Source organism: Paenibacillus sp. sgz302148, from assembly GCF_056120465.1.
This window is the reverse complement of sequence record NZ_JBVYOJ010000009.1, coordinates 155,853-179,687: the sequence shown is the minus strand read 5'-3', so window position 1 is coordinate 179,687 and position 23,835 is coordinate 155,853. Positions and strand designations below refer to the sequence as shown.

The following is a 23,835-nucleotide window of genomic DNA, read 5'->3' as shown; positions in this document are numbered from 1 at the left end:
AAGACTATCGCTCCAACCGGACCGGAACCCGAATTTGCTGCAATACCGATTGCAGCACCGATTCCGCTGTCGTTCCGTCCATCCTTGCTTCGGATCGAACGATCAGCCGGTGCGTAAGAACGTACGGCACGATCGTCTTGATGTCGTCCGGAATGACGTACTCCCTTCCGTTCACGAAAGCATACGATTTTGCCGCGTTCATGAGCGCGATCGTCGCCCGTGGGCTTGCGCCCAGCAAAATCCCCGGATGCTCGCGGGTTTTGCGCGTAATCGAAACCAAATATTCGCCCACCGCATCATCGACATGCACATCGCGCACCTTGTTCTGCAGCACGGAGATCCGCTCGATTTCCGTTACGGGATGCAATGCGTCGATCGGCTGCGCTTTGCTGTGAGAATATGCCATTTTCTTCTCGGTCGTTTCATCGGGATAACCGACGGACAGCTTGAACATGAACCGGTCCAGCTGCGCCTCAGGCAGCACATAGGTGCCTTCGAAATCGATCGGGTTTTGCGTCGCAAACAAAATAAACGGAGCGGGCAAGTCGTAACACTCGCCGTCCATCGTAATTTGGTGTTCTTCCATCGCTTCCAGCAAGGCGGATTGCGTCTTGGTCGTCGCCCGGTTGATTTCATCCGCGAGCAGGATGTTGGTCATGATCGGGCCCGGCCGAAATATAAAGCTCTCCTGCTTCGGATGATAAATCGATACGCCGGTTATATCGGTCGGGAGTAGGTCAGGATTGCATTGGATTCTGCGAAATTGGCCGTTGATCGTTTTGGCAAGCGCTTTCACTAGAGCGGTTTTTCCCGTTCCGGGTACATCCTCAAGCAATACATGACCGCCGGCGAGCAATGCGGTGATCATGAATTTAATTTCTTCACTTTTACCTAAAATACAAGATTCCAAGTTAGCCTGAATTTGCGCGATGAGCTGCATATCTTCTTTCGTTACGGCTTCCATTGCTGCATCCCTCCCGTGATAGACTGCAAAAAAAAAAAAGTATGTACCCTATTATTTTACCAAATATATTGTAGCAGTTCACATACTAAAATACTAGGGAATTACATCTTTTTCCTATCGATGGGAAGACACATAGGACCATTTTTTAAGCTTGCTTGCTTATGTGGCCGAGTACATCATTTCATATTTTGTTTGGAAGAAAGGATCCGCCGCTGCGGATCCCTTCTGCTGTTTTATTGAGGAGTCCACCCTCATCTATTATCGATATTACTTACGGACCGGGTAACATCAGTATGATCTGCATCGATTGGGGTTACATCAGCAAGCATCTGCAGTGAATCGCCTTTAGTTGAAATGGTATCTGTTCCATAAACCTTGAGTTCCGTGATGGCGATACCTCTAAGCTTGCCGCCTGAGGTGCCGGCAGTCATCATAATGTTTACCTTTGAAGATGTAACAGGGTCAAAATTAATGATATTCGGGCCCTGTATAAAGCTCCCGTTCCGCTGACCGCTTACATCAACCCAGTCAGTGCCATTCCAATACTGTACCTTAACGTTAGCAGGCGGCGCTGTATCGTTGTCTGTAAAAACATCGAGTTCCACCGAGTCAAACTGCACATCCGACCCAAAATCAATGCCTATAGTATCCTCCGTCCTCTTGGGATCCTCCGTCCAGTTCGTCCAGGCGTTAGTCCCCGCCCTGTAATCTTCATTCCCGTCCACTAGCTGCCACTTTCTATCGTAGCTATAAGCGTATCCGGCATTTGTATTAAATGATACAAAGGGTTCAGGGAAACCTGACCTTGTTTTGTTTAACGCCAAGTTCGTTTTAGTAGCAGGCACGATGGAGTTTATAAATTCCGCATCAAGCGAGTTCTCAGGCTTAAACTCGTCGGAGCCCATATACCTTAAGATGCTGTGTAGCATTTGTCTTGCTTCAGGCTTATCCTGCTGGTCCAAAAGGTCCATGGAGCTGACGACGAGTCTTCCTCCATCTACATTTGCTTCAAAGAGTAATCCAAGCTTATGGTTCCTATCGAAATTATCGATAACCTGCACGATCGGTTTGAAGGTCGCAGGCGTATCGTCAAGTATAATAGGTCTTCCATTCTTCGCAAGAGGCCACCATTGCCAGTTGCTGAAATAATCTGTTGGAAAATCCTTGAGCGCTTGATGCTTAGTATCGATTAAAAGTCCCGTCGTACCGGGTTGGTTGCTACCGAACGCGGCAGAGCTCCAGAAATCCGGTATAAATGCTCCCGCAATACTCTTTGGCAGTGCTGAAGTGGTGCTATCAGGTACAAGCAGCACCTTACCGCCGCGCTTTAAAGTATTTTGGGCTTCCGAGTTAAAATCCTTGACTACCAGTACATCGGCGGGCGCTGTGGTATCTACCTCTTCAGGATATACCCATATATCATAGTTGTTTAAATACGATGTATTCTTAATTCCAACCTCTAGAGTTAACTGCGCAGCTTCAGCTATACGTGAAAGGTCTGCGCTGATTGTACCTAAGTCTCTTAACCCTCCCTGAGCTGCGGATAAAGAACCCATTTCACCGGATGCCACTACTGTGCCGTCAAGCTTTTTTATTGTCCAGTAAGGTTTACCGGTAATATCTGTCGGTCCGTAATTTGCGAGCTGCAGCTTTGCAGTATAGGTTTCATTGCTCTGCCATGTCATTTTTTCCATGCGAACAAGAGGAACGACAGCGTTATTAAATCGCTTGAAATCATCAGGGTTGGAGAAGCTTTTCGATTCTCCCAGCGCATTTACCATACCTACAAGGGCTGTGCCCTGTCCAGGAAAGTCCTGCAGTCCCAACAGAGAAATTCCTGCAAACTGCGGGGTACGAAGGGCTGTTTCGATCTCTTCGCGGTAGCTGATTCTGGATAATTCACCGGACGCCTTGACAAACTGCTCAGCCTGGTCCAACATTCCTGCGTTTTCAAGGGCCTTTCTGAAAGATTCAAGATTCCTGGGTTCCAGAACACCCGTATATTTGGGAATCTCCGTAAAATCCGGGTATATCTCATACTGTCCTACCTCAAACCCGAATACAGGCACAGGAGCGCCCATTATAGCGTCGGTGTATTCCTCCATAGTTGACGGATAATTGTCATTCAGGTGCCCGTATAAACCTATATAAGATCCCCTGAGATGTTTTTCACTCCATTGTTGCGCTGTAAAAAAGTCGCTTTTGGGCCCAGGACCCTGCCACCCATACCAAGCATTAGAACCTTCTGCATATAATCTGGTAGGATCGACGCTTCTCATATGCTCAACAAGGTCATTCATCCTGATCCTGTCACCGCCAAGTTCATTCCCCCATGTAACCATCACGAATGATGGATGGTTCGCGTACTGCTTGACGATACTTTCCACTTCTTTTGTGTAATATGCGTAATCGCTGTCCGAAACGAAAGTGCCTCCTGTGTCCCATAGGGAAAGTTCCGGTTGCATATAGATGCCCATCTTATCGGCCACCCTGAATGCCGCCTCCGGCGGGGCCCATGAATGGAACCTCACATGGTTGATTCCGTATGACTTATACACGCTAAACAGCTTTTCCCAACCCTCGTCGTCCATCGGGGCGTAACCGGTCAGCGGAAATACGGCACAATTTGCTTCACTTCTGAGGAAGATGTTCTTTCCGTTTATAGAAAACTGCTTACGGTCACTATTTACCTGAAATTTTCTCATACCAAAATCGATGGCTGTATGACCGGTATATTTTTTTGCATTCATATCAACTTTGAGGTTGTAGAGTATGGGATTAAACTCATCCCAAAGTTGGACATTATCGCCCATCTTATATTGGACCTCCACGGTCTGAAGACCCGGCTTCACTGTAAAATTAAAGGTTTGCCGGGGAACATGATGTGGCCGCTGGGGAACTTTATGCGAAGAATCGGTATTCCAACTCTTTGCCATGAGGGACAAAGTCCCGCTGATTTCTCCGCTTGTTGTATTATTTATATCTACCGCTACCTTTGCAGTCTTATTATTCACATCGGGGATTGCCCTGACCTGGTCGATATATAAAGCTTTGTTAACTTGAATTTCAATCCTTCCCAGTATGCCATTCCAGTTGGTCTGAGTATTCTCCGTAACCATATGGGATTCAAGGACGCCCCATGGCATATCTGTATAGGAGTTGTCGACCTCAATGGTAATCAAGTTGTCGCCCATTTGGATATATTGGGTAATATCGTAGACTTGGTTAGTAGTCAACTGGTTCTGGGTACCGACATACTTGTCGTTCACCCATAACTTTGTCTCCCTGGTACGTTCAAGGAACAGCTTAATCTGCTTGCCCTTGAAGCTTGCAGGTAACGTGAATTTCCTCTGGTATACGGCAGGGCCTGTATATTTATATTTCCTGCTCAAGATTCTAACTGCTGTATCGTTGTTAATAAAGCCTTTCTTATTTTCATCGAGCGTACCCGGAAGGGTTACGGTTTCGTAGAGATTCTGGGCTGTTCCATTTGCTGCGCCTAATTTGAACTCCCACTTGCCAGCTAGGGAGACTATAGTATCTTGGCTATACTGAAATACAGCAATTGCGTCCTTCAGCGCAATTGTAGCCGCATCAACAGCCTCATCGGAGGCGTTTGTATCACCGGCGATGGACTCTGCGCTGGCAATAGCCCCTTTTAATGTGTCTATATCTTCCTGAGCATACTCGGAGGATGTCGCAGCACCGGCCATATCTTTTGCTTCCGAGATAACTGTCCGGAGCTGCTCTCGTGTGTATTTTATTTTAGAAGCCATAAAAGCCATAAAAGCATCGTTCAATTTTTCCGTTGTCGCATAAAATTCCGAAGGTAGTGAGTTCGAGTTTCTTAATTTTGCATTTGCTTCTGCTATCTCTTGTACCAGGGCAATCTTTGCTTCACTATTATACTGGCCTGGATTATCACCCACCTCTACACTAGAATAAAAAATCTTGGCCGTGTTTATTTTATTGGCAAGGGATTCAACGTAAACATCGTAGGTGCCGACTCCCATCTCTGCGATAGAAGCATAGTTTCCACTCCCTTTATTTGCCTGTACCGTTACGTACCTTGCCCTTACCGGGTTAATCTTTGTCGTTTTGGTAGAAGCATCGGTATTCCATATGCAATTTTCCACAACATTCATATTCTCTTTGTCGGTTCCTGCAAATAATGTGGCATCGCTGATCCAGCCGTTGCTGGAATCCTGCCTTGGTGTTACCCATATGGAGTCGATGTTGTAAATACGTCCGAGGTCTACCGTGATGGATTGGGGTAAATTGTCTGCTGTGGGGGTATAGTTCGTATGCCATATGGATGCAATATCGCCGTCAATCGCCTTCTTTGCCTCATATCCAGTATTTTGGCTGGTAGCCTCTGCACTCATCATATCGCTTACTGCATTGTCTGTAGCAGGTTCGCCGGCGAGCTTGCTGCTAATCAGGAATGTAGAGGCAGCTTCCACAAGACTTTTATATGCTCTGTCAGCCTCCATGTCAGTAGCATCCTGTTTTTGTACGACGGATTTTGCAGAATCCAGGACACTTCCAAATGCAGCCTTGGCTTCTGCAGTGTATTCTCCAGGTGCAGTCCCTTGGACGGCACTTTCATACAAGCCGCTCAAATTGTCCACATACCATGTAAGCCGCGAAACGCTATAGTCAACCTTCGATTCCTTGAAAATATCGATTGCAGATTGAAGTTCAGTGAGTGCCTCCTGCATTTGGTCATTTGTCGCATCAGGGTCACGTTCCAAGCCCGCATACCTGGCAATCACCAAATCAAGTGCGTCCTTGGTATCTTTCGGGTAATCACCGACATCGGTCCCAATTTTAGCGTTTTCGGAAAGGTTTTTTGCTTCATCTAGGGTGGCTGCAAATCTTACAAGAGTAACATCTGTAGTTTCAATATTAATCTCTGCCGCCGACGCAAAGTTACCTCCTCCTGCGGTTGTTTCCAGTTTTACATATGAGGCACTTACAACTGGCGTTATATCGACTATCTTTTCTGAAGCGTCATCTGACCAGGTACCGCTTACTACCTTCTGATAATCCACACCGTCACTGCTTACATACAGATTATACGCCGTTATTCTGCCATTTGTATTATTATCCTGCCTTGGAAGCAACCTGAACCTGTTCACATTAAAGTTGCGGTTTAGTTTTATATTTATACTCTGAGGCAGCGTATCTACTTCAGGATCATACCTGATGTGCCATATCGTTGACGGGTTTCCATCAATTACTTTGCTCGCCTCATACCCTGCGTTCTGGCTTGTAGCCGTTGCTGACATAAATTTTTGAGGTATTACGGCAGAGACTGCCTCAATGGAGCCTTCATCTGCCGCTAATGCCTTAGTAGCCATTTCGGGCACCAAAATATTCAACATCATTGCGATCAATACAATGAGTGATAGTATTTTTGTGGTTGAATTTTTTTGCATTCTTTCACTCCTCACAGCTTTTTATTTGACCTTCTCTTCCGCTTCATACACGAATGTCAACGTACCTTCATTGAACCGATCAAGCAAAGCAACCATAATAACGACAAGTATCCTACCTAACAAAGTAATGGATATAAATCCCCCCCTTTGAATGAGTAGAAATTATGGAAAGCGCTTACCCATATAAAACTTACCAAATATCCAGTGAAGACAATGTGCGTTTCCTGTGAATTTTTTGTGAAGATAGAATAGCAATAATATGATTGTTAACGGGTACGATTAAGTTTGATACGACTTCAGTCCAGCCTTCGGATTTATGCAATCCTCTTTTACAAAAAAAAACAACTGCAGCACAAAAGTATGTGCTACAGTTGTTTAAAATTTATTTCTTTCGCATTCGCCGGTTTGGCGTGACTCGGCACGACGGCGACGGCCAGCTGCGCGGCGAAGCTGCAGTTGGCTTGCCAATCTAATACTTCTTTTGACAAATAGCTCCCTGGCGGGAGCTCGTACGCATAGTTATCCTTTCGGCTTGAAAAGAAGCGCCGCGATAAACGAGAAGATGATCGCCGACGAAATCCCTGCGCTCGTCACCTCGAATATGCCGGTGATCACGCCGATCCACCCGTCTCGTTCAAGTTCCGACAATGCCCCGTGCACGAGGGCGTTACCGAAGCTTGTAATCGGCACCGTTACGCCGGCGCCTGCAAATTTGATCAAAGGCTCGTACAATCCGACGCCGTCAACAATAGCACCCAGGACTACAAGCAAAGACATCGTATGCGCGGGCGTCAGCTTGGCGACGTCCATGAGCAGCTGACCGCCGACGCATATTAGACCGCCGATCACAAAAGCCCAAACGAAGATCATGCGCTCACCCCCTCCATTCGATCGAAACCGCATGGGCGATGGCCGGGATGCTTTCGCCCTGCTGGAACGTTACCGGCGAATGGAGCGCCCCGGTTGCGACGACGAGTACCCGCTTCAAATCGCCTTTGCGAATTTTTTTCATAATGTGTCCGTAAGTAACGGTTGCCGAACAAGCGCAGCCGCTGCCGCCCGCTTGTACGGGCTGCTTGGCGGTGTCATAGATCATCAGGCCGCAATCGGAAAAGGTCGTTTCCTCGATCGGAATGTTATGCTTTTTGAGCAAATCGGTTGCGATATGATGCCCGACGCTCGCCAAATCGCCGGTGACGATCAAATCGTAATACCCCGGTGTCCGGCGCAAATCGCGCATATGCGCCTCAATCGTATCCACCGCCGCGGGCGCCATCGCCGCGCCCATGTTAAACGGATCCTTAATGCCCATATCGACAATACGTCCGATCGTCGCCGACTCGATAGCCGGACCTTCGCCGCTGCGCGACACGAGGGCGGCTCCGGCGCCGGAAACGGTAAATTGAGCGGTCGGCGGCTTCTGCGATCCGTATTCGGTCGGGTAGCGAAACTGCTTCTCCGCCGTGCAGTTGTGACTCGACACCGCGGCCAGCACATGATGTCCATATCCGCTGCTTACGATGAGTGAAGCGAGGGCAAGGCTCTCCATCGACGTGGAGCAAGCGCCGAATATGCCAAGATACGGAATCGCCAGCGTTCGATTGGCGAACGTGCTGCTGACGATTTGGTTCATCAAATCGCCTCCGACGTGGTAATGAACTTGCTCCTTCGTCAGATTGGCCCGTTCGATGGCGATTTTGCACGCTTCCTCGAGCATCATCTTCTCCGCTTGCTCCCAGCTTTTTTGCTGCAGCAGCAGCTCCGAGTGGAGAATGTCGAAGTCGTCGGCGATCGGGCCTTTCGCTTCTTCCGGACCTACGACGGTCGCCGTGCCGGTTATGATCGGCTTGCGCTCAAAAACCCATGATTGATGTCCTTGCAGCATGCCGCATCACCCTCCCAACTTGACCAGCCAATGAATGATCCCGACGACGAATGCCGCCACCGTACCGAACACGATAACCGATCCGGCCAGCTTGAACATGTTGCCGCCGACTCCAAGAACAAGTCCTTCGCTTCGATGCTCGAGCGCCGTCGAGCACATCGAGTTGGCGAAGCCTGTAACCGGGACGGCTGAGCCCGCTCCGGCCCATTGCGCAAATTTGTCGTACACCCCTAAGCTCGTCAGGACGACCGATATGAAAATCAATACCGCAGCCGTAGGGCTTCCCGCCGTTTTTTCGGTAAAATGGAACCAATGAATAAACGCTTCCTGTATCGCTTGTCCGATCAAGCATATGAACCCACCGGCAAAAAAAGCGCGTATGCAGTTTTTCCCTACTGGACGCTTGGGCTCCCGTTGTTTGGCAAAATCGTGATACTCCTGCTGCGTCATCGTTAAATTTTTTTTCTTCTGATTTGCCACGATTACCCCTCCTCGTTATCGTTTCAGCAACGGCGTCATCTGTTCGACCAATTCGTTCATCTTGGCCGCACAAGCTTCATACATATTCTTCGCTTTTACATTTTGCGTTGTCAGTGCGAACAGTTCCAAGTCGGCGGCGCTTTTCTTCAGGGTTGCATACAATACTTCTTTAGTTTGAGGCTCCGGCGTCTTCAATTGATCGTCATACAAATCGACATAGAGCTGGCCAAGATCATCGACCTGTCCAAGATATACGTTTTCGATCGGAATGCCCATCTTCTGCAGCTCCGTGTGCAGCCAACCGAGGCTGAGCCCGCGGGTTGCAAGCGCTTCGAGCATGACCTCGCCGTCCATAATGACGGTCTGGGGCTCTTCGGTTCTCGGCACTTTGACCCCAAGATGTTTTGGCGTAAGCGGCTGGTTTTCTTTTTTGAGCAGGACGCTGACCTCGCCGTTCGCTTCCAGTACCGCAAACTCAACATCAGCCACCTGAAACACGTTTTTTTTGCGCAGCTGCTCTAGCAGCTCGTCGGTGCTGTACCGTTCTTTTTTCATATTGTCTTCGAGTATTTTGCCGTCCTTAATGAACACGGCCCCTCTGCCTTCCAGCCAGTCCCTTACCGTCTTGCTCTTCAGTCCCAGATACTCCATGGATAACGGAACAACCGTCCAGATCAATAAAGCAATGACGCCGTACGCGTAATGGGCTTCCATGTCGGTTGACATGAACCCGGCGATACCGCCTAGCGTAATTCCCGTGATGTATTCGAAAAAAGTAAGCTGCGATATTTGCTTTTTGCCCAAAATTCTTGTCAGCACAAACAACATAATGACAGAGCCCAGGGCACGAAAAACGATATGTAACCATTCTGGCACTCGCAATCTCTCCTTCGACGGTTCTCTTGTCACATTATTTGCCGAAATGGATGTCATTATGTTGAACAAATATTTTCCATTCATGTCTTGTCTGTGGAAAGGGTAAATTAGTCGAGGAGTCGCAACGAACATTGCCGGGAGGTGTTAGAAATGACGGTAGCACAACAAGTGAAAACCTGCTTGTCGTCGCTCAAGAGCGCACAAGCAAGTCTTGAATCTTTTGCGCTGAACACGCAGAACCAACAAGCGAAGACGCTTTTCGAAAACGCGGCGCAGCAAACGCAGCAAATTGTGGACCAAGTGAGCTCGCGCGTGCAGGAGTTGGAGAACGAAGAACCGCAATATAAAGGTTTTTAATAGCCGTTTAAAAAAGAAGGAAGCTATATACCGCCATGCGGTACGTAGCTTCCTTTTTTGTACTAGACGTACATAAGCAAAAAAATGGAGAGGAGGATGAAGAGAACAAGAATCAGGATCGCGAACCAAGATTTAGACATTTGCGAATGCTCCTATCTTGTAGCCTTACACCATAGAGTATGAAAGACTCCCGGCAAAAGTACCGCCGTCATTCGCCCATTTTGCCTGTTGCTCTCCCCATTGACGCTTTGATAGCGCCAAGACGCGTCGTTAAGTATAATACGAACGCAAGCAATATCGCGCCCATGCCGACGACGGCGTATTGAATATCGATTTTTGAAGTCAGGAACAAATAAATAAACAATCCTGTTATCGTCAATGCATTTTCGACCAGATTTTGAACCGCGATCGTTTTCCCCGCTCCGACCAGATCTTTGCCGACGTTTTGCAGGATCGTATTCATCGGAATAAGGAACACGCCGCCGAATACGCCGATCAAGAACAGCATAATCAACGTAAGAATCAGATTGTGCATGAACGCCGTGATCATGACAGACAGCACCATTAGAAAACCGTATACATACGAAATATACATTTTATTGACAGGGATCAGCTTCGGCATGACAATCGATCCTACCACGACGCCAACGGCCGTCACGCCGATGATGTAAGATTGCTGATCGGTATCGGTAATGCCGAGATTCGCCGGCAGCCATGCGACGAGCGCGATGCGCAGCACCGCTGCGGTAAGCCAGAATGCGCCGGTTCCGATCAGCGAAAAATTCGCTTGCGCGTCCTTGAACAACGTTGCGGTATCCTTTAGGAATGCTTTGGCCGATTCGCCGTAGTGAAGCTGTTTGTTGCCCTCTTTCTTTGGAATAAGGAACGTCAGCAAAATCGAAGCCGCGTAGATGCCGAAGCATGTGATCAAACCCGCGAAATCGGAAATTTCGGCCAATATGCCGCCTGCCACGGTTCCAAGCAGGATAGCCAGGATGGTCGTTCCTTCGATCTTGGAATTCGCCTTGAGCAATTGTTCGTCCGTATTCGTTAACTCCGTAAGAATACCGTATTTGGCCGGAGAATAAATGACCGCTCCGATCCCGAGTATGGAGTAGCAAATCGCAGGATGTAATCCGACCATCATCAGCAAGATGGCGAGCGCCTTGAACATATTGCCGACGAGCAGGACGCCCGATTTGGCGTTGCGGTCGGCAAAAGCTCCCACGATCGGAGCCAGCAATACATAAACGGCCAAAAAACCGATTTGAATGTAGGTGACGTATTGATCCGGATTGACGAACCCTTGTCTTTTGATTAATCCGATAATGATGAAAAAGTTCAAATTGTCGGCGAACGAGCTCATGAACTGGGTGAGAACGACGGCATTAACCGGCGACAGCCATCGTCTGCGAGCACTGGCTTGAGACATAATTACCCTCCGTTAAGTCAAATCAACAATTTCCAACATACCATGATTGCCTACATTCGTAAAGTGACCGCCGGTCATGGATAATAATTTCCCCGTACATGCACAGATAGGCTTCGGCCCACATACAATGTAACAGTTTTCTTCGCAATTGAACGAATCCGAGCTTCCGAAGCGCGCCTGTCTTCGGCAAACAATCAGGAGGTGCTGTCCATGCCTGGCTTTTTTACAGCCGTCGCCTTATTCATCAAACAGCTGACACTGCTCGTCTCCTATGTCAAAAATAACGCCTTCCCCCAACCCCTGTCGGAAGATGAGGAATTAAAGCATTTGCGATTGATGGCTGAAGGCGATCAACACTCCCGCAATCTGTTAATCGAACATAATCTGCGCCTTGTCGCACACATCGTCAAAAAATTCGACAACACCGGAGAAGACCTGGAAGACCTCATCTCCATCGGCACGATCGGGCTCATCAAAGCGATCGAGAGCTTCCAGCCGAACAAAGGCACGAAGCTGGCTACTTTTGCGGCTCGGTGTATTGAAAACGAAATATTGATGCATCTGCGATCGCTCAAGAAAACGCGCAAAGACGTATCGCTTCACGACCCGATCGGGACGGACAAGGAAGGCAACGAAATTACGCTCATCGATATTCTCGGCACGGAAGCCGACGACGTTGTGGACAAAGTCCAGCTCAAAATCGAAAAAAGCAAAATATACCGCAATCTCGACATTCTCGACGACCGGGAGCAAGAGGTCATCAAAGGACGATTCGGCCTGGAGCTGGGCGGCGACGAACGGACGCAGCGCGAGATCGCGAAGGAGCTTGGCATCAGCCGCTCTTATGTGTCGAGGATTGAGAAGCGGGCGCTGATGAAGCTGTATCACGAGTTTTATAAGTTGAAGCGGTGAGCGGCCCCGCGCTATAATCGGCATATAGCCCATTGCAGGAGGTTCATATGTCCGTGTACTTATGGTGCGTTAAATGCGAACACGTACACACCTTAGAGGAATGGACCCGAGGAAAATTGAAATACGGCGTATGCCCCAAATGCGCGGCGTGGCAATACCGGCACGCCGTCTCCTGGACACAGATCGCCGCAGCAAACGGATATGACAAAGAACCGATCAACGGGGTGCAATACCCGTTACATCGGTTCGATTTTTGATGCCTATGCACGAAAATCAACCCCGCTCCGGAACGGCTCCGGGTCAAACGCGGCCATGTTACACTGGGCAACATAATCCAGCCATTGCTCGCGGCTCATGTTCTGCTTTTTGCCCCGATCATGATCTGCATCGTTATCTACCTTCGACACTTTCGCTGGCAACGGCAGTCCAAGGCCATGCATCAGCTCACGAACTTGTCGCTCATCGTTTCGCCGGATAAGGAACGACTGCGGCGAAAAAGCGCCGACAATCCATTTGCCAAGCTTTTTGTCCGAGCGAACGCGTTCCGCAAGGACGGGATCGTCCACATGAAGCACCATGACATCCATCAGCCTGGCTTTGCCGAAATGGCCGATCCAATCTTCGATCGTCCGCCATATATTCGGGGCGACCGGAATTTTGCTGTGCCGTTCGAGCAGCGCCCGGATACTTTCGAACGTCCATCCGCATTCCAGGGCGTGAATGATCCGTTTTGCCTGCAAGGAATACACGTACGCGGTATCCGCTTGCTTCAGCTCGGCAATCGCCTCGATCTGCCAACGGATGGCCGGAGCAACGTTCTCGGGCACGATAATGTCCATATTCGGCTGAACATAAATATGATCGGTCATCAGCCGTTCAATATCATCGTAATAGCTGCCGTTATCCTTAAAATGGCGCTTTGCATACAAACTCCCCCAGGCCGTCCATCGCCAAACGCAATTTCCTTCCGCATCCCGGCCTCTTTCAATCAATCCGAGCACCAGCATTGGATGATAGACCAGCATATTCAACTGCTTCTCCGATACGGGAAGCTTCCATGCCTCCAACTTGCGAGACAATTGTTCCAATACGACAAGTTCATCAATCCATTCTTCCCCGGTCAAACCGTAAAACATATGATAAATGAGCGATGATGGCAAATATCGAAGATCGGTGCCGTACATGATGAGCGGCATCATCACTTGATGGAGCTGCGCGGCCCATTCCGTATAAGGAACTGCAAGAAACGAGCGAAGGGCGTCCGGCTGAACTCTCGCGACTTCGCGGAAATCCGCAAGGCCAAGCTGCGCTGCAAACCGCTCCATAAAAGCAAAATGCATCGGAGCTTCGGCGCCGAACATCGCCGGAAATCTCGTTTCGTTTGACCGAAGCAGCGGAAGTATCCGATTCATCGTCCGCTTGTAGACATGCCCCTTTTGAGAAATTTCGACCGTTTCGTTTGCGATAAAAGATAACAGCGTGATGATATCGTGATAAAGCGCAAGACCGTAATTTTCCGTTACTTGCACCTTACCGAGCGCAGCGCTGCGCTGTTGAATCGCCGCACCGATGTCTCGAGCCGCTTCACGAAGCACGGGCTGCCACACTTGCTTAGGCGCAATGACATTCAAATTCCAGTAGTGGCGGTATTGAAACAATAAACCGGCCCCCCGGAGCCGGCTGATCATTTCCTCCCCTCGGCACTTGGACCCGAGAAGCTCGTTGATTTTCCTCGATGCATCCTGGGTGGACAACCCGTCGGGATTGGAGGAGGATAAGACCGCAAGCAGCTCCAGGCATTGTCGTTCTTCCTCCGTCAACTTCACGATTTGCCGCTTGATATTCGCCTCCGTATACGACTCGGCCAGCAGCTGTCTCATTCGCTCTTCCGATCCGCCATGATGATACGGAACCTTCCATCGGACGGCCAACTCGACCAACTCGTCAGGCGGCACATATTGCAGCAATTCCAATACGTCCATACGTTATCCCCTTTGTTTCAACTTCTCCCGTTTGTATTCCGTCAGCGAAACGAGATTGTCCGCGATACCGGCCATCCCCCGCTTATGCAGCACCGAATTTCCTAGGCTTACGACATCCTCGGCGTCAACGATGGAGTATTGATATCCCTGCTCGGTCAAAAACCGCTGCCGATTCAGAGCGAAGTCTTGATCCTTCGTATTCCGGGCGACAATGGAGTAGAAATACGCTTGCGCGCCGTCGGTTTTGGGACGCAGTATCCGCCCGAGCCGCTGTGCTTCTTCCTGCCGCGAGCCGAATTGTCCGGATACCTGGATCGCGACATTCGCATCCGGCAGATCGATGGCGAAGTTGGCCACTTTGGAGACGATCAGCACCGAAATTTCACCGTTTTTAAAAGCTTCGTACAGCTTCTCCCGCTCTTTGTTGGGCATCTTCCCCGTAATTAGCGGCGCCCCGATCCGGGCCGCGATCGCTTCCAGCTGGTCGATATATTGGCCGATAATCAGCACCAGATCGTTGGGGTGGTTCTGAACGAGCCGCTCCGCCACATGCAGCTTGTTCGCCGCCTCGGCCGCAATTCGCGCCTTCACGCGCGCTTCCGATACAGCATATTCAGACCGCTCCTCCGCCGTCAGCTCCACGCGGATCTCTTGGCACCGGGCGGTCGCGATCCATCCTTGCTGCTCCAGCAGCTTCCAGGATACATCGTACTTCTTCGGACCGATAAGCGAAAAAACATCCTTCTCCAGCCCGTCCTCCCGAACGAGGGTCGCAGTCAGCCCGAGCCGGCGCTTTGCTTGAATGCCGGCCGTAATGCGAAATACCGGAGCGGGCAGCAAATGGACCTCGTCGTAAATAATGAGTCCCCAGTTCCGGTCGGAGAAGATGGACAAATGCTCGAAGCCGCCTTCTTTATCTTTGCGATAACTTACGATCTGATAGGTCGCGACGGTAATCGGCCGTACTTGTTTATTTTCACCGGAATATTCGCCGACTTGATCTTCCGAAATCGACGTTTTGTCCAGAAACTCTCGCACCCACTGGCGCGCGGCCGTAATACTGGACGTCAAGACGAGCACTTCCTCCTGCACGCAATGAGCCGCCGCCAAACCGATGACGGTTTTGCCTGCGCCGCAGGGCAGTACAAGCACTCCGCTGCCACCGTATACCGATCCGCCTGCATAGAAGCTATCCGCCGCTTTCTGCTGATAGTCACGCAGCGCAAAAGGCTTGCCGCCGATCGCGGTCGAATCCCTCAAAGCGATCTCAAGCTTCGCCCCTTCCGCATACCCCGCCAAATCTTTGACCGGATATCCGAGCAGCATCAGTTCTTGCTTGAGCGAGCCGCGATGAAGCGGGTCGATACTAACCGTCGTATCGTCAAGCCATTCCCGTATGTAAGACTGCATGCTTTTATATTGCAGCACTTCCTTTAGTACGTATGGGTCGGTACTGACCAGCCGAAGCTCGTCGTTCCCCTGTTCCATCTGCAAAATGCCGAAGCGGCGAAACAAGCTTTCGATTTCCCGAATCACATTCGGGGCGACGTCGAATTTGCTGTACTTCTCCACGATGTCGACGATCGCCTCCATTTCCAAACCGGCGGAAGCCGCATTCCATAAGGAAAGCGGCGAAATACGGTACGTATGAATATGCTCCGGGCTTTTCTCGAGCTCTGCAAAGGCGCTTAGCACATCGCGGATTTCCTCGTATTTGGGATGATTGACCTCCAGGAGGACGGTCATATCGGATTGAATCATGAGCGGATTATCCGGCCGGTAAGCCATTTGGGTTACACTCCTTCCGGGATCTACGCCTCGACAAAGCTTTTGATCGTTCGCTCGAGTTCCTTCGGAGGCTTGATGCCGTATATGATCTCGCGAATGACGCCGTCTTTGTCGATGAGAAAGCTCGTCGGATAAGCTTGAACATTGTAAAGCTTCTGCACTTTGCCTTTTTCGCCGCCTGTGACGTCAAGCAAGGCCGGGAATTTAAAGTCGTATTGCTTAATAAAATCGCGAGCATTGTCCACGTCGTCATATAACGTGGCGTTGACCGCATAAATATCGAGCTTGTCTTTGTATTCGTCGTACAATCTTTTCATATCGGGCGCTTCCGCCTGGCACGGCTCGCACCAAGATGCCCAGAAGTTGATCCAGAGCGGCTTGTCTCTTTTGCCGCCGACACGATATTCTTGGCCGTCAAAGCTTTGCAGCTTGAATTCCGGCGCCAGAAAATCAAGCTTCGGCGCGTATTCTACGGGAAGCTGCACTTCCTTCTCCGCTTTTCCTACATTCTGATACACCGCGAATCCGACCAACACTAACATTACGGCGATAACGATCACATTTTTTTTCACTTGGCTGCCTTCTTTCTTTCCGATTGTACATTCTTTATCATACCTTCTTTTTGCTCGATTTCCAACTTCCCCTTTGTGCCGCAACCTCCGAATGAGATATCTCCCCCGCGGACACATTATGGTTAACGAACTCATAAAGGAGCTTTCCGATGCAAAAAGTGAAACGTAAACGGCTGCTGGACATCTCCTTCCAGAGCGACATCGATGTGGACATCACGGAGCCGGAACAGGCTAAAGCCAAAAAGTCTAAAGACGAACCGCCGGAAGGCGGCAAGGGTAAAGGTCAATTATGGGAGTTCATCGCGCTTGCTTCCATCCCCGTTGTGCTCGTATTCGGCAATTCAATGCTGATTCCGATCCTGCCCGACATGAAAAAGCATCTGGGGATATCGCAATTCCAGAGCAGCCTAGTCATAACGTTATTTTCCATCACAGCTGCATTGTTTATACCCATTGCTGGATATTTATCCGACCGATTTTCGCGAAAAGCCGTCATGATTCCGTCGCTCATCGTATATGGAGGTGCGGGCATATTGGCCGGCATGGGGGCCGTCTGGAACTCGTATACGATCGTCATCATATCGAGGGCGATTCAAGGACTGGGCGCGGCGGGCACCGCTCCCATCGCGATGGCCCTTGTCGGGGACATGTACAAAGGGGGCACCGAGAGCAAGGCGCTCGGTTTGATCGAAGCTGCGAACGGCGGGGGCAAGGTACTGAGCCCGATTATCGGCTCGCTGCTGGCGCTGATCGTATGGTACGCGGCATTTTTTGCGTTTCCGATCTTTTGCTTCCTGTCGCTGATCGCCGTCATATGGCTTATTAAAGAACCTAAAAAGCAAAAAGAAGCTCAAAAATTAGGCGATTATATCCATGCACTCGGCCAAATTTTCAAGCAGAAGGGCCGCTGGCTCATTACTTCATTTTTCGCGGGATCGCTTGCCTTATTTATTTTGTTCGGCGTTTTGTTCTACTTATCCGACATATTGGAGAAAAAACCGTACAACATCGACGGAGTTCCAAAAGGGCTTGTTTTGGCCATCCCGCTGCTCGGCATGGTCATCACTTCGTATACGACAGGCAGTCTGATCAAGAAAAACGGTCTGCTGATGCGCATTTTGATGAATGTCGGCTTGACCGTCATTACCGTCTCGCTCGCGCTGACGATCTTTTTTTATTACAATATTTACGTATTCATCGGCTTGCTTACGTTGAGCAGCATCGGTACCGGGCTGCTGCTTCCGTGTTTGAATACGATCATTACCGGCTCCGTATCCAAGGGTGAGCGCGGCATGATCACGTCGCTTTACAGCAGCTTGCGATTTTTCGGCGTTGCTATGGGCCCGCCGCTGTTCGGATGGATGATGGGTTTTTCGCATCAGGTCATTTTTATTACCGTTTCAGTGCTTGCGTTTATTACGCTAGGATTGGTTTTTTTCTTGATTAAGCCGGACAAACAAGTCGGCTAAGATGCCGAAAGTTACTGCTAGAGGGTGATTGCTCATGATGATGATTCCTACTCGCATATACCGGGAAATCATCGATTACTGCATGTCTAAACTGCCGGAGGAAGCGTGCGGCGCGTTAATCGGCAGAACGGATACGGCCGATACCGGAGAGATTACGCAATGCATCGTTTACGGCTTCGTACCGCTTGCGAACGCGGCCGCGGAAGATCGGGAGCACAGGTTCACGCTGGATCCCGGGGAATGGATCGACACCTTGTTTGCGGCGCAGCGCCATCATCGGCAAGTAGTCGGCCTGCTGCACTCCCATCCTTCAATGCCGCCGATTCCGTCTTTGGAGGATCGAAGCACCTTGTGGACCGAAGTGCCTTCGCATTGGATCGTATCGCTTGCCGACCACAAAGCGCCGGACGTCAGGGCTTATCGGTTCGAACATATCCAGCCGGAAGATCTTTCGTCAGCCGGTTCAATTCATAACAAAACCTCGGAGCGGTTTCAACCGCAAACCGAGGCTACATACGCGCCTTATGTTGAATGGGCAATCCAATTAACGTCCGACGAGCTCGAACCCGTGTAGAAACACCTTAACGCCTACCTGCTGAGATATGCGTATAAATCGCCTAGCGTTACGATATTGCGCTGCAAAATCCGGTCCAGCATCCTAACCCACAGCTTGGCGGTCATGAGGGCATCTTCCAGCGCGTGATGTCTTACGCCTGCCGGCACGCCGTAGCTTTCCAGCAAATCATCCAGCGTATAACTCGCTCTTCCCGGCTCCAGCCACTTCTCAACCATCAACGTATCGACAACCCGGTGATTCAAATTCATTTTGGATGTCTTCCAAAGCGCCGCGTTCAAAAACTGCTTATCGTGGCCGCTTGCGTGGGCGATTAAGATCCGGCGTCCGACAAAATCAAAAAAACGGTGCAGCGTTTCGATCAAATCCGGCGCTTTCTCTGCCATTTCATTCGTAATGCCCGTCAATTCCACGACGGTCTTCGGAATTTTGCGTTTCGGATTGACCAGGCTATGGAACGATAAATCCTCTCTTACGTTACCGCCCTGCACGACAACGGCACCAAATGAAATGATTTCATCCCCGTTGCTCGGGTAAAAGCCCGTTGTTTCGAGATCGAATACGACGGCGTCCAAATCAAGCAATCTTGCTTCCAACAACGATTCCTTGCGATGTCCCTTCGCCAAGGAACGAAGAAAAGCCATTTGCTGGGCGTTCTGCGCACCGAGCATCGACGCGATCGCGGGAGTCAGACCACCCATCTTGTACAAGCTCCACATCCGGCCGACCGGACTTTTCGGCTCCTTCATCCGGGTTCCCCACCGCCTTTGACTCGTCCTTCTCTCACGATGTCGTTATTATCGGCAATCCATTTGCCGACGAAACGCTGCAGCTTTCTGCACATGCGCATGCTTGTTTTCAACTCGGCAACGATTTCCTTCGTTAACATATCGCTTGTCAGCTTGCCGCTTGACGTATAGTACCCTTCCTTCATGCGGCTTGCAGCCATGTACCGCATGCGCAGGAAGAGGAGCAAAGCGTGGCGATAGACGGAGGACTGTTCTTCCGAGAATACGCCGGCTTGTTCCAGCTTGCGAATGCGTCCGATCGTTGACGTTTCTTGAATGCCGGCTTGTACCGCCAGAAGGCGAATCGCATTCACGAGAGGGATATAGGCGCCGTACTTCATGTCGACGCCGCCCGCGAATTCCCCGTATCGCTCGCGAATGAGCTGGCCGAGCGGGCCGATCAGCGGTTTATGGTGCAGCGTATTGCGCAGCATATGGACCAAAATGTCCGGGTTTTGCCGGACCATCAGTTCGAATTTATGTTTCAGCGCGACGGCAGGGAGCATATCGCCGCCGATAAACCGGCAATCGGCCATAATTAACAGATAGCGGACGTTCTCCCAGTTCGGCTCTGCGAACCATTCCTCCAGCCTTTGATGCCATTCCCCAACCGAAAGGCACCATGCCGGTTGATTGCTGACGACCCCGCCGTCGCACGGCGGATATCCGATTTGCTGCAAGCCTTCCACCACTTCGGCCGCCAGCTTGCGGAAATATTCGCCGACCGACTCTTCCGGGCATTCTTCACCCGCCTCGTATACAAGTCCGCTATCCTGGTCGCTGTTCAGCGTTTGCTCCGACCTGCCGCCGCTGCCGAATAACATGTAAGCATACCTGACATGAGGTCTGACATCTCCCTCCTGCCGGAGCTTCTCTTCCGCGATCTCGATCACCTTCTGAATGATCGTATCATGGACCTTATTCACGATTTCGTTATATCGTTCCATCGGCCAAGAAGAAAGAGCGGCACGAAACCGCTCCTGAATAACTTCCCTGGCCGCACGCATCTCGAGGAAATGATGAGCGCCGTCAATTCGTATCTGGAATTCCCGTAATGCGTCCTGCATCATCCTTATTCTCCCCTTCGAACCATCTGCCGTTTATGTCAGCTTATGCGCTATGACTGGATTGGCCGGCTTTTTTCAATTGCTCCGGGTAACCGTATGCGCCATGCTCGCTAAGATCAAGACCGACGATTTCTTCTTCCTCGGTAACGCGGAAGCCCATAACGAGCTTCATGACGCCAAGAATCAGGAAGGAAACGATCAACGCATACCCTCCGCAAGTAACGATACTTTCGAATTGCACCCACAGCTGATGCCAGCTGCCTGTATAGAACAACCCGCCTTCGCCAACGCCTACCTTGGCTGCAAGCTGGGGCGTTGCGAATAAACCGTTCGACAGCGTGCCCCAAATTCCTGCAATGCCATGAACGGACAATGCGTAAATCGGATCGTCGATTTTCATTTTTTCGAAAAATTTGACGCTGAAAAATACGAGTGCCCCCGCCACCAGACCGATAACGACCGCCGCCCATGGTTCAACGTATGCGCAAGATGCCGTGATCGCAACAAGACCCGCGAGACCGCCGTTCAGCATCGACGTAATATCCGCTTTGCCCAGGAAAACCCACGATACAAGCAGTGCGGCAACCGCTCCGCCCGATGCGCCGAGCTGCGTAATAAAAGCGACATAGCCGAAAAATCCGTCGCCGACAGCCGTCGTGCTGCCCGCGTTAAATCCGAACCAACCGATCCAAAGCAGCAATACGGCGAGCGCGGAGAACACTTGGTTATGGCCGAGAATTTCATTGGCTGTGCCGTCCTTATTGAACTTGCCGATCCGCGGCTTGAGCAATACGGTCGCTGCGAATGCGGCGATGGCGCCCGTCAAGTGAACGACCGTCGAGCCGGCGAAGTCTTGCGCGCCGTCTTGCGCAAGCCAGCCGCCGCCCCATATCCAATGCGCGATAACGGGGTAAATCAGTGCCGTAAACAGAATCGTGAAAATGAGATAGGAGCTAAGCTTGGCGCGTTCAGCAAACCCGCCCCATGCAATGGAGAGCGATACGGCGGCAAAAGCGAGCTGAAATAAGAAAAAAATCGATTTAGGCAAGTTTGCGTCCTCTGCCGGACTATAGAAAAAATCGCCCCATCCGAAAAAGTCGGTACCCGATCCGCCAAACGAGATGCCGTAGCCGACGGCCCAATATACGATGGAACAAAGCCCTACGGTAAAAATCGTTTTGCCTGCAACGTGTCCCGCGTTTTTCATGCGAGTGGCCCCGGCTTCAAGCAGTATAAACCCACCTTGCATCAAAAGAACCAATATTGCCGCGAGCATCACCCAAACCGCGTTGAGCCCCATGTTCAGCGTACCGTTCGACGGATCCTCTGCAAACGCCATGGCCGGGAAAGCAAGCAGCATGACGCCGATCGCAATCAACAATTTTTTGACCATCTCATCCATCTCCTCATGTTATTTAATCTAACACGTTGTGAAATTCTTAGTGTCATTATATGCGTGATGTTCGTTTTTTACAATACCCTTTATGACATTAATTTCGATTAAACAATCGGTTTCTATTAAAAAACCGAACGTTGTTAATTCCCCAAACAATATGTTATGTTATTTAACATTTAATGTAGCTTCATAAAAGCATAACGTTTGACTGTATGGTTGGAATCCAATATCATAGGAGTTAGAAAACTTAAAACGATTGAGGTGAGATGAATGGGGATATGAAACTTTATCGAATAGGCGAATTATCGAAAACGGCAAATGTCAGCCAGCGGACGATCGACTATTATACGAAGCTCGGACTGATTCATCCGGAGAAACGTTCCACGACGAACTACCGTTTGTACAGCGATGAAACTTTGCTTCGCCTCGAACGTATTGAACATATGAAAAAAGAAAAATATAGTCTTGACGAAATTAAAGCAGCTCTCGAGCAATGGGGCAAAGTGTCGAGCGAGGAACAAGTGACGCAGAAGTTTACCGAGCTTCAATCTCATTTGAAGCAGTTGGAGCGGGAAGCCAAGGAGCTCAGTCCGATTGTCCAGAAGCTGAAGCCGAATCAAGTCAAAAATTTGTTAAAGACGCTGACGCCGCACACCGCCGCTTGTATCGAAGCACTGCTGCTTTTACTCGGGAAAGGCCCCCTGATGTAACAGTTGCACAATACGGACTCTATCACGGAGGTATGAACCATGTTTTTTCACCCGATGGATTTTGCTATTCTGATCGCATTTATCATTTCTTTATGGGCGCAATTCCGTGTCAAAAGCACGTTTAACCGCTGGTCCGAAGTTCACGCTTCAAGCGGCATGACCGGATACGATGCAGCAAGGCGCATGCTGGATGCCAACGGCTTGTATGACGTGCCGATCGAACCGGTACGGGGCGCACTGACCGATCATTACGATCCGATCGCCCGCGTCGTGCGGCTGTCCGAACCGGTATATTACGAAAGCTCGATTTCCGCCATTTCCGTTGCCTGCCATGAGGTCGGCCACGCGATCCAGCATAAAGTGAACTATCCGATGCTCGTTCTGCGGCACAGGATGTTCCCAGTCGTCAATATCGTGTCGGGTATCGCGCCGTTCCTGCTGATCGCCGGATTTTTGTTCCATGCCCTGAATTTAATCGGGCTTGGCATCATCTTCTTCTCGGCCGCCGTTTTGTTCCAGCTCGTGACGCTGCCGGTCGAATTCAATGCAAGCAATCGCGCACGCGAGCTGATGGTCGCCGAAGGCTTCATCTCGAACAACGAAGAGCACGGCGTCGCCAAAGTATTGAACGCGGCGGCATTAACTTACGTAGCGGCCGCGCTCATCTCCTTGCTTGAGCTGATCAAGTACATTATGATTTTTACGAGCAGCCGAAGCGACGACTAAATATTTTGGTAATTGTCGAGAAAGCGCCCTATCCCGGGGCGCTTTTGTTTGTTTTCCGCACATTCGGCCATTGACAAGCGCAAGCGTACATTATAAAATGGCTCCAAATGAAAGGATGTATTTACTATGAATCCGATGGCAGCCTTTAAACTAATTACCAAAAGCCGCTCCGTACAAATGGATAAAACGATGAGACGTTGTCCGGAGCTTAATCCAAAAGCGTAATGCTTTGATTTCATCGACCGATCGCCTTCTAAATTTCAGCATGGAATCCCATGCTTATTTGGTTGTGCCATCTGTCGGCGATTAACGATTAAGAGGCTGCAGACAATGTTTTGTCTGCGGCCTTTTGTGTCTCGATATTCGGTTTTCGGCTGAATATCGGAACGCTGTACCGAATCTACAGTACAGAAAAG

21 protein-coding genes are annotated in these 23,835 nt (G+C 50.1%); 7 read left to right on the top strand and 14 right to left on the bottom strand.

The genetic code is table 11. The annotated features are described in order from the left end of the window. Positions 1-4: 4 nt before the first annotated feature. The 7 genes from AC0LWM_RS15310 to AC0LWM_RS15280 all read right to left on the bottom strand — a co-directional run bounded on the left by AC0LWM_RS15310 (position 5) and on the right by AC0LWM_RS15280 (position 9,646). The gene (locus AC0LWM_RS15310; RefSeq protein WP_474675826.1) at positions 5-964 is read right to left on the bottom strand and encodes an AAA family ATPase; all 960 of its coding nucleotides are present in this window, start codon (positions 962-964) and stop codon (positions 5-7) included. Positions 965-1,215: 251 nt separating this feature from the next. Continuing rightward, positions 1,216-6,405, bottom strand: a complete 5,190-nt coding sequence (locus AC0LWM_RS15305; protein WP_474675825.1) for a discoidin domain-containing protein — start codon at positions 6,403-6,405, stop codon at positions 1,216-1,218. 365 nt (positions 6,406-6,770) lie between these two features. Next, positions 6,771-6,893, bottom strand: a complete 123-nt coding sequence (locus tag AC0LWM_RS15300) for a hypothetical protein (protein ID WP_474675824.1) — start codon at positions 6,891-6,893, stop codon at positions 6,771-6,773. A 31-nt stretch (positions 6,894-6,924) separates the two neighbouring features. Then, entirely contained in the window at positions 6,925-7,275 is a 351-nt protein-coding gene (spoVAE, locus tag AC0LWM_RS15295; RefSeq protein ID WP_474675823.1) for a stage V sporulation protein AE, read from the bottom strand. A 4-nt stretch (positions 7,276-7,279) separates the two neighbouring features. After that, positions 7,280-8,290: a stage V sporulation protein AD gene (gene spoVAD / locus AC0LWM_RS15290; RefSeq protein WP_474675822.1), complete on the bottom strand. Its 1,011-nt coding sequence runs from the start codon at positions 8,288-8,290 to the stop codon at positions 7,280-7,282. A 6-nt stretch (positions 8,291-8,296) separates the two neighbouring features. Further along, the gene (gene spoVAC / locus AC0LWM_RS15285; protein ID WP_474675821.1) at positions 8,297-8,770 is read right to left on the bottom strand and encodes a stage V sporulation protein AC; all 474 of its coding nucleotides are present in this window, start codon (positions 8,768-8,770) and stop codon (positions 8,297-8,299) included. Between the two features lie 15 nt (positions 8,771-8,785). Further along, positions 8,786-9,646 carry a DUF421 domain-containing protein gene (locus AC0LWM_RS15280; RefSeq protein WP_474675820.1) on the bottom strand — a complete coding sequence of 287 codons (861 nt, stop codon included), beginning with the start codon at positions 9,644-9,646 and terminating at the stop codon, positions 8,786-8,788. A 150-nt stretch (positions 9,647-9,796) separates the two neighbouring features. Between AC0LWM_RS15280 and AC0LWM_RS15275 the strand changes: the two genes are divergently transcribed. Further along, positions 9,797-10,003 (top strand): DUF1657 domain-containing protein, encoded by a 207-nt coding sequence (locus AC0LWM_RS15275; protein ID WP_474675819.1) that lies wholly within the window; start codon positions 9,797-9,799, stop codon positions 10,001-10,003. A gap of 208 nt (positions 10,004-10,211) precedes the next feature. Here AC0LWM_RS15275 and lplT read toward each other — a convergent pair whose 3' ends face one another. Further along, positions 10,212-11,435: a lysophospholipid transporter LplT gene (lplT, locus tag AC0LWM_RS15270; protein ID WP_474675818.1), complete on the bottom strand. Its 1,224-nt coding sequence runs from the start codon at positions 11,433-11,435 to the stop codon at positions 10,212-10,214. A gap of 210 nt (positions 11,436-11,645) precedes the next feature. Here lplT and sigK point away from each other — a divergent pair, with 210 nt between their 5' ends. Next, the gene (gene sigK, locus AC0LWM_RS15265) at positions 11,646-12,347 is read left to right on the top strand and encodes an RNA polymerase sporulation sigma factor SigK (protein ID WP_474675817.1); all 702 of its coding nucleotides are present in this window, start codon (positions 11,646-11,648) and stop codon (positions 12,345-12,347) included. 47 nt (positions 12,348-12,394) lie between these two features. Continuing rightward, positions 12,395-12,604, top strand: coding sequence for a hypothetical protein (locus AC0LWM_RS15260; protein ID WP_474675816.1), 210 nt, complete (start codon positions 12,395-12,397; stop codon positions 12,602-12,604). Between the two features lie 3 nt (positions 12,605-12,607). On the opposite strand, the gene AC0LWM_RS15255 is transcribed toward AC0LWM_RS15260, so the two are convergent. Genes AC0LWM_RS15255 through AC0LWM_RS15245 form a run of 3 tightly spaced genes read right to left on the bottom strand, consistent with a single transcriptional unit; the run spans position 12,608 to position 16,689 of the window. After that, positions 12,608-14,329 (bottom strand): helicase-associated domain-containing protein, encoded by a 1,722-nt coding sequence (locus tag AC0LWM_RS15255; RefSeq protein ID WP_474675815.1) that lies wholly within the window; start codon positions 14,327-14,329, stop codon positions 12,608-12,610. A 3-nt stretch (positions 14,330-14,332) separates the two neighbouring features. Continuing rightward, positions 14,333-16,117: a DNA repair helicase XPB gene (locus tag AC0LWM_RS15250; RefSeq protein WP_474675814.1), complete on the bottom strand. Its 1,785-nt coding sequence runs from the start codon at positions 16,115-16,117 to the stop codon at positions 14,333-14,335. Between the two features lie 23 nt (positions 16,118-16,140). Further along, positions 16,141-16,689 (bottom strand): peroxiredoxin family protein, encoded by a 549-nt coding sequence (locus AC0LWM_RS15245; RefSeq protein WP_474675813.1) that lies wholly within the window; start codon positions 16,687-16,689, stop codon positions 16,141-16,143. A gap of 149 nt (positions 16,690-16,838) precedes the next feature. Between AC0LWM_RS15245 and AC0LWM_RS15240 the strand changes: the two genes are divergently transcribed. Together AC0LWM_RS15240 and AC0LWM_RS15235 are read left to right on the top strand one after the other, a co-directional pair. Further along, positions 16,839-18,158, top strand: a complete 1,320-nt coding sequence (locus AC0LWM_RS15240) for an MFS transporter (RefSeq protein WP_474675812.1) — start codon at positions 16,839-16,841, stop codon at positions 18,156-18,158. 34 nt (positions 18,159-18,192) lie between these two features. Next, entirely contained in the window at positions 18,193-18,732 is a 540-nt protein-coding gene (locus tag AC0LWM_RS15235) for a M67 family metallopeptidase (RefSeq protein WP_474675811.1), read from the top strand. 14 nt (positions 18,733-18,746) lie between these two features. On the opposite strand, the gene AC0LWM_RS15230 is transcribed toward AC0LWM_RS15235, so the two are convergent. Genes AC0LWM_RS15230 through AC0LWM_RS15220 form a run of 3 tightly spaced genes read right to left on the bottom strand, consistent with a single transcriptional unit; the run spans position 18,747 to position 21,980 of the window. Next, positions 18,747-19,481 (bottom strand): exonuclease domain-containing protein, encoded by a 735-nt coding sequence (locus tag AC0LWM_RS15230; protein ID WP_474675810.1) that lies wholly within the window; start codon positions 19,479-19,481, stop codon positions 18,747-18,749. Then, positions 19,478-20,590, bottom strand: a complete 1,113-nt coding sequence (locus tag AC0LWM_RS15225; protein ID WP_474675809.1) for a DUF294 nucleotidyltransferase-like domain-containing protein — start codon at positions 20,588-20,590, stop codon at positions 19,478-19,480. The genes AC0LWM_RS15230 and AC0LWM_RS15225 overlap by 4 nt, the downstream gene beginning before the upstream one ends. 40 nt (positions 20,591-20,630) lie before the next feature. After that, on the bottom strand, positions 20,631-21,980 hold the full coding sequence (locus AC0LWM_RS15220; protein WP_474675808.1) for an ammonium transporter: 1,350 nt from the start codon (positions 21,978-21,980) through the stop codon (positions 20,631-20,633). Between the two features lie 281 nt (positions 21,981-22,261). Between AC0LWM_RS15220 and AC0LWM_RS15215 the strand changes: the two genes are divergently transcribed. Continuing rightward, positions 22,262-22,693 (top strand): MerR family transcriptional regulator, encoded by a 432-nt coding sequence (locus AC0LWM_RS15215; RefSeq protein ID WP_474675807.1) that lies wholly within the window; start codon positions 22,262-22,264, stop codon positions 22,691-22,693. Positions 22,694-22,732: 39 nt separating this feature from the next. Then, on the top strand, positions 22,733-23,419 hold the full coding sequence (locus tag AC0LWM_RS15210) for a zinc metallopeptidase (RefSeq protein ID WP_474675806.1): 687 nt from the start codon (positions 22,733-22,735) through the stop codon (positions 23,417-23,419). The last annotated feature ends 416 nt before the right edge of the window (positions 23,420-23,835 follow it).

What these genes read in the sequence shown, in the direction of transcription:
- AC0LWM_RS15255 (WP_474675815.1), bottom strand. Translation starts at nt 14,329, where the DNA reads ATGGACGTATTGGAATTGCTGCAATATGTGCCGCCTGACGAGTTGGTC.
- AC0LWM_RS15310 (WP_474675826.1), bottom strand. Translation starts at nt 964, where the DNA reads ATGGAAGCCGTAACGAAAGAAGATATGCAGCTCATCGCGCAAATTCAG.
- AC0LWM_RS15235 (WP_474675811.1), top strand. Translation starts at nt 18,193, where the DNA reads ATGATGATGATTCCTACTCGCATATACCGGGAAATCATCGATTACTGC.
- AC0LWM_RS15220 (WP_474675808.1), bottom strand. Translation starts at nt 21,980, where the DNA reads ATGGTCAAAAAATTGTTGATTGCGATCGGCGTCATGCTGCTTGCTTTC.
- AC0LWM_RS15250 (WP_474675814.1), bottom strand. Translation starts at nt 16,117, where the DNA reads ATGGCTTACCGGCCGGATAATCCGCTCATGATTCAATCCGATATGACC.
- spoVAD (WP_474675822.1), bottom strand. Translation starts at nt 8,290, where the DNA reads ATGCTGCAAGGACATCAATCATGGGTTTTTGAGCGCAAGCCGATCATA.
- AC0LWM_RS15230 (WP_474675810.1), bottom strand. Translation starts at nt 19,481, where the DNA reads ATGAAGGAGCCGAAAAGTCCGGTCGGCCGGATGTGGAGCTTGTACAAG.
- AC0LWM_RS15225 (WP_474675809.1), bottom strand. Translation starts at nt 20,590, where the DNA reads ATGATGCAGGACGCATTACGGGAATTCCAGATACGAATTGACGGCGCT.
- lplT (WP_474675818.1), bottom strand. Translation starts at nt 11,435, where the DNA reads ATGTCTCAAGCCAGTGCTCGCAGACGATGGCTGTCGCCGGTTAATGCC.
- AC0LWM_RS15275 (WP_474675819.1), top strand. Translation starts at nt 9,797, where the DNA reads ATGACGGTAGCACAACAAGTGAAAACCTGCTTGTCGTCGCTCAAGAGC.
- AC0LWM_RS15210 (WP_474675806.1), top strand. Translation starts at nt 22,733, where the DNA reads ATGTTTTTTCACCCGATGGATTTTGCTATTCTGATCGCATTTATCATT.
- AC0LWM_RS15260 (WP_474675816.1), top strand. Translation starts at nt 12,395, where the DNA reads ATGTCCGTGTACTTATGGTGCGTTAAATGCGAACACGTACACACCTTA.
- spoVAE (WP_474675823.1), bottom strand. Translation starts at nt 7,275, where the DNA reads ATGATCTTCGTTTGGGCTTTTGTGATCGGCGGTCTAATATGCGTCGGC.
- AC0LWM_RS15305 (WP_474675825.1), bottom strand. Translation starts at nt 6,405, where the DNA reads ATGCAAAAAAATTCAACCACAAAAATACTATCACTCATTGTATTGATC.
- sigK (WP_474675817.1), top strand. Translation starts at nt 11,646, where the DNA reads ATGCCTGGCTTTTTTACAGCCGTCGCCTTATTCATCAAACAGCTGACA.
- AC0LWM_RS15215 (WP_474675807.1), top strand. Translation starts at nt 22,262, where the DNA reads ATGAAACTTTATCGAATAGGCGAATTATCGAAAACGGCAAATGTCAGC.
- AC0LWM_RS15240 (WP_474675812.1), top strand. Translation starts at nt 16,839, where the DNA reads ATGCAAAAAGTGAAACGTAAACGGCTGCTGGACATCTCCTTCCAGAGC.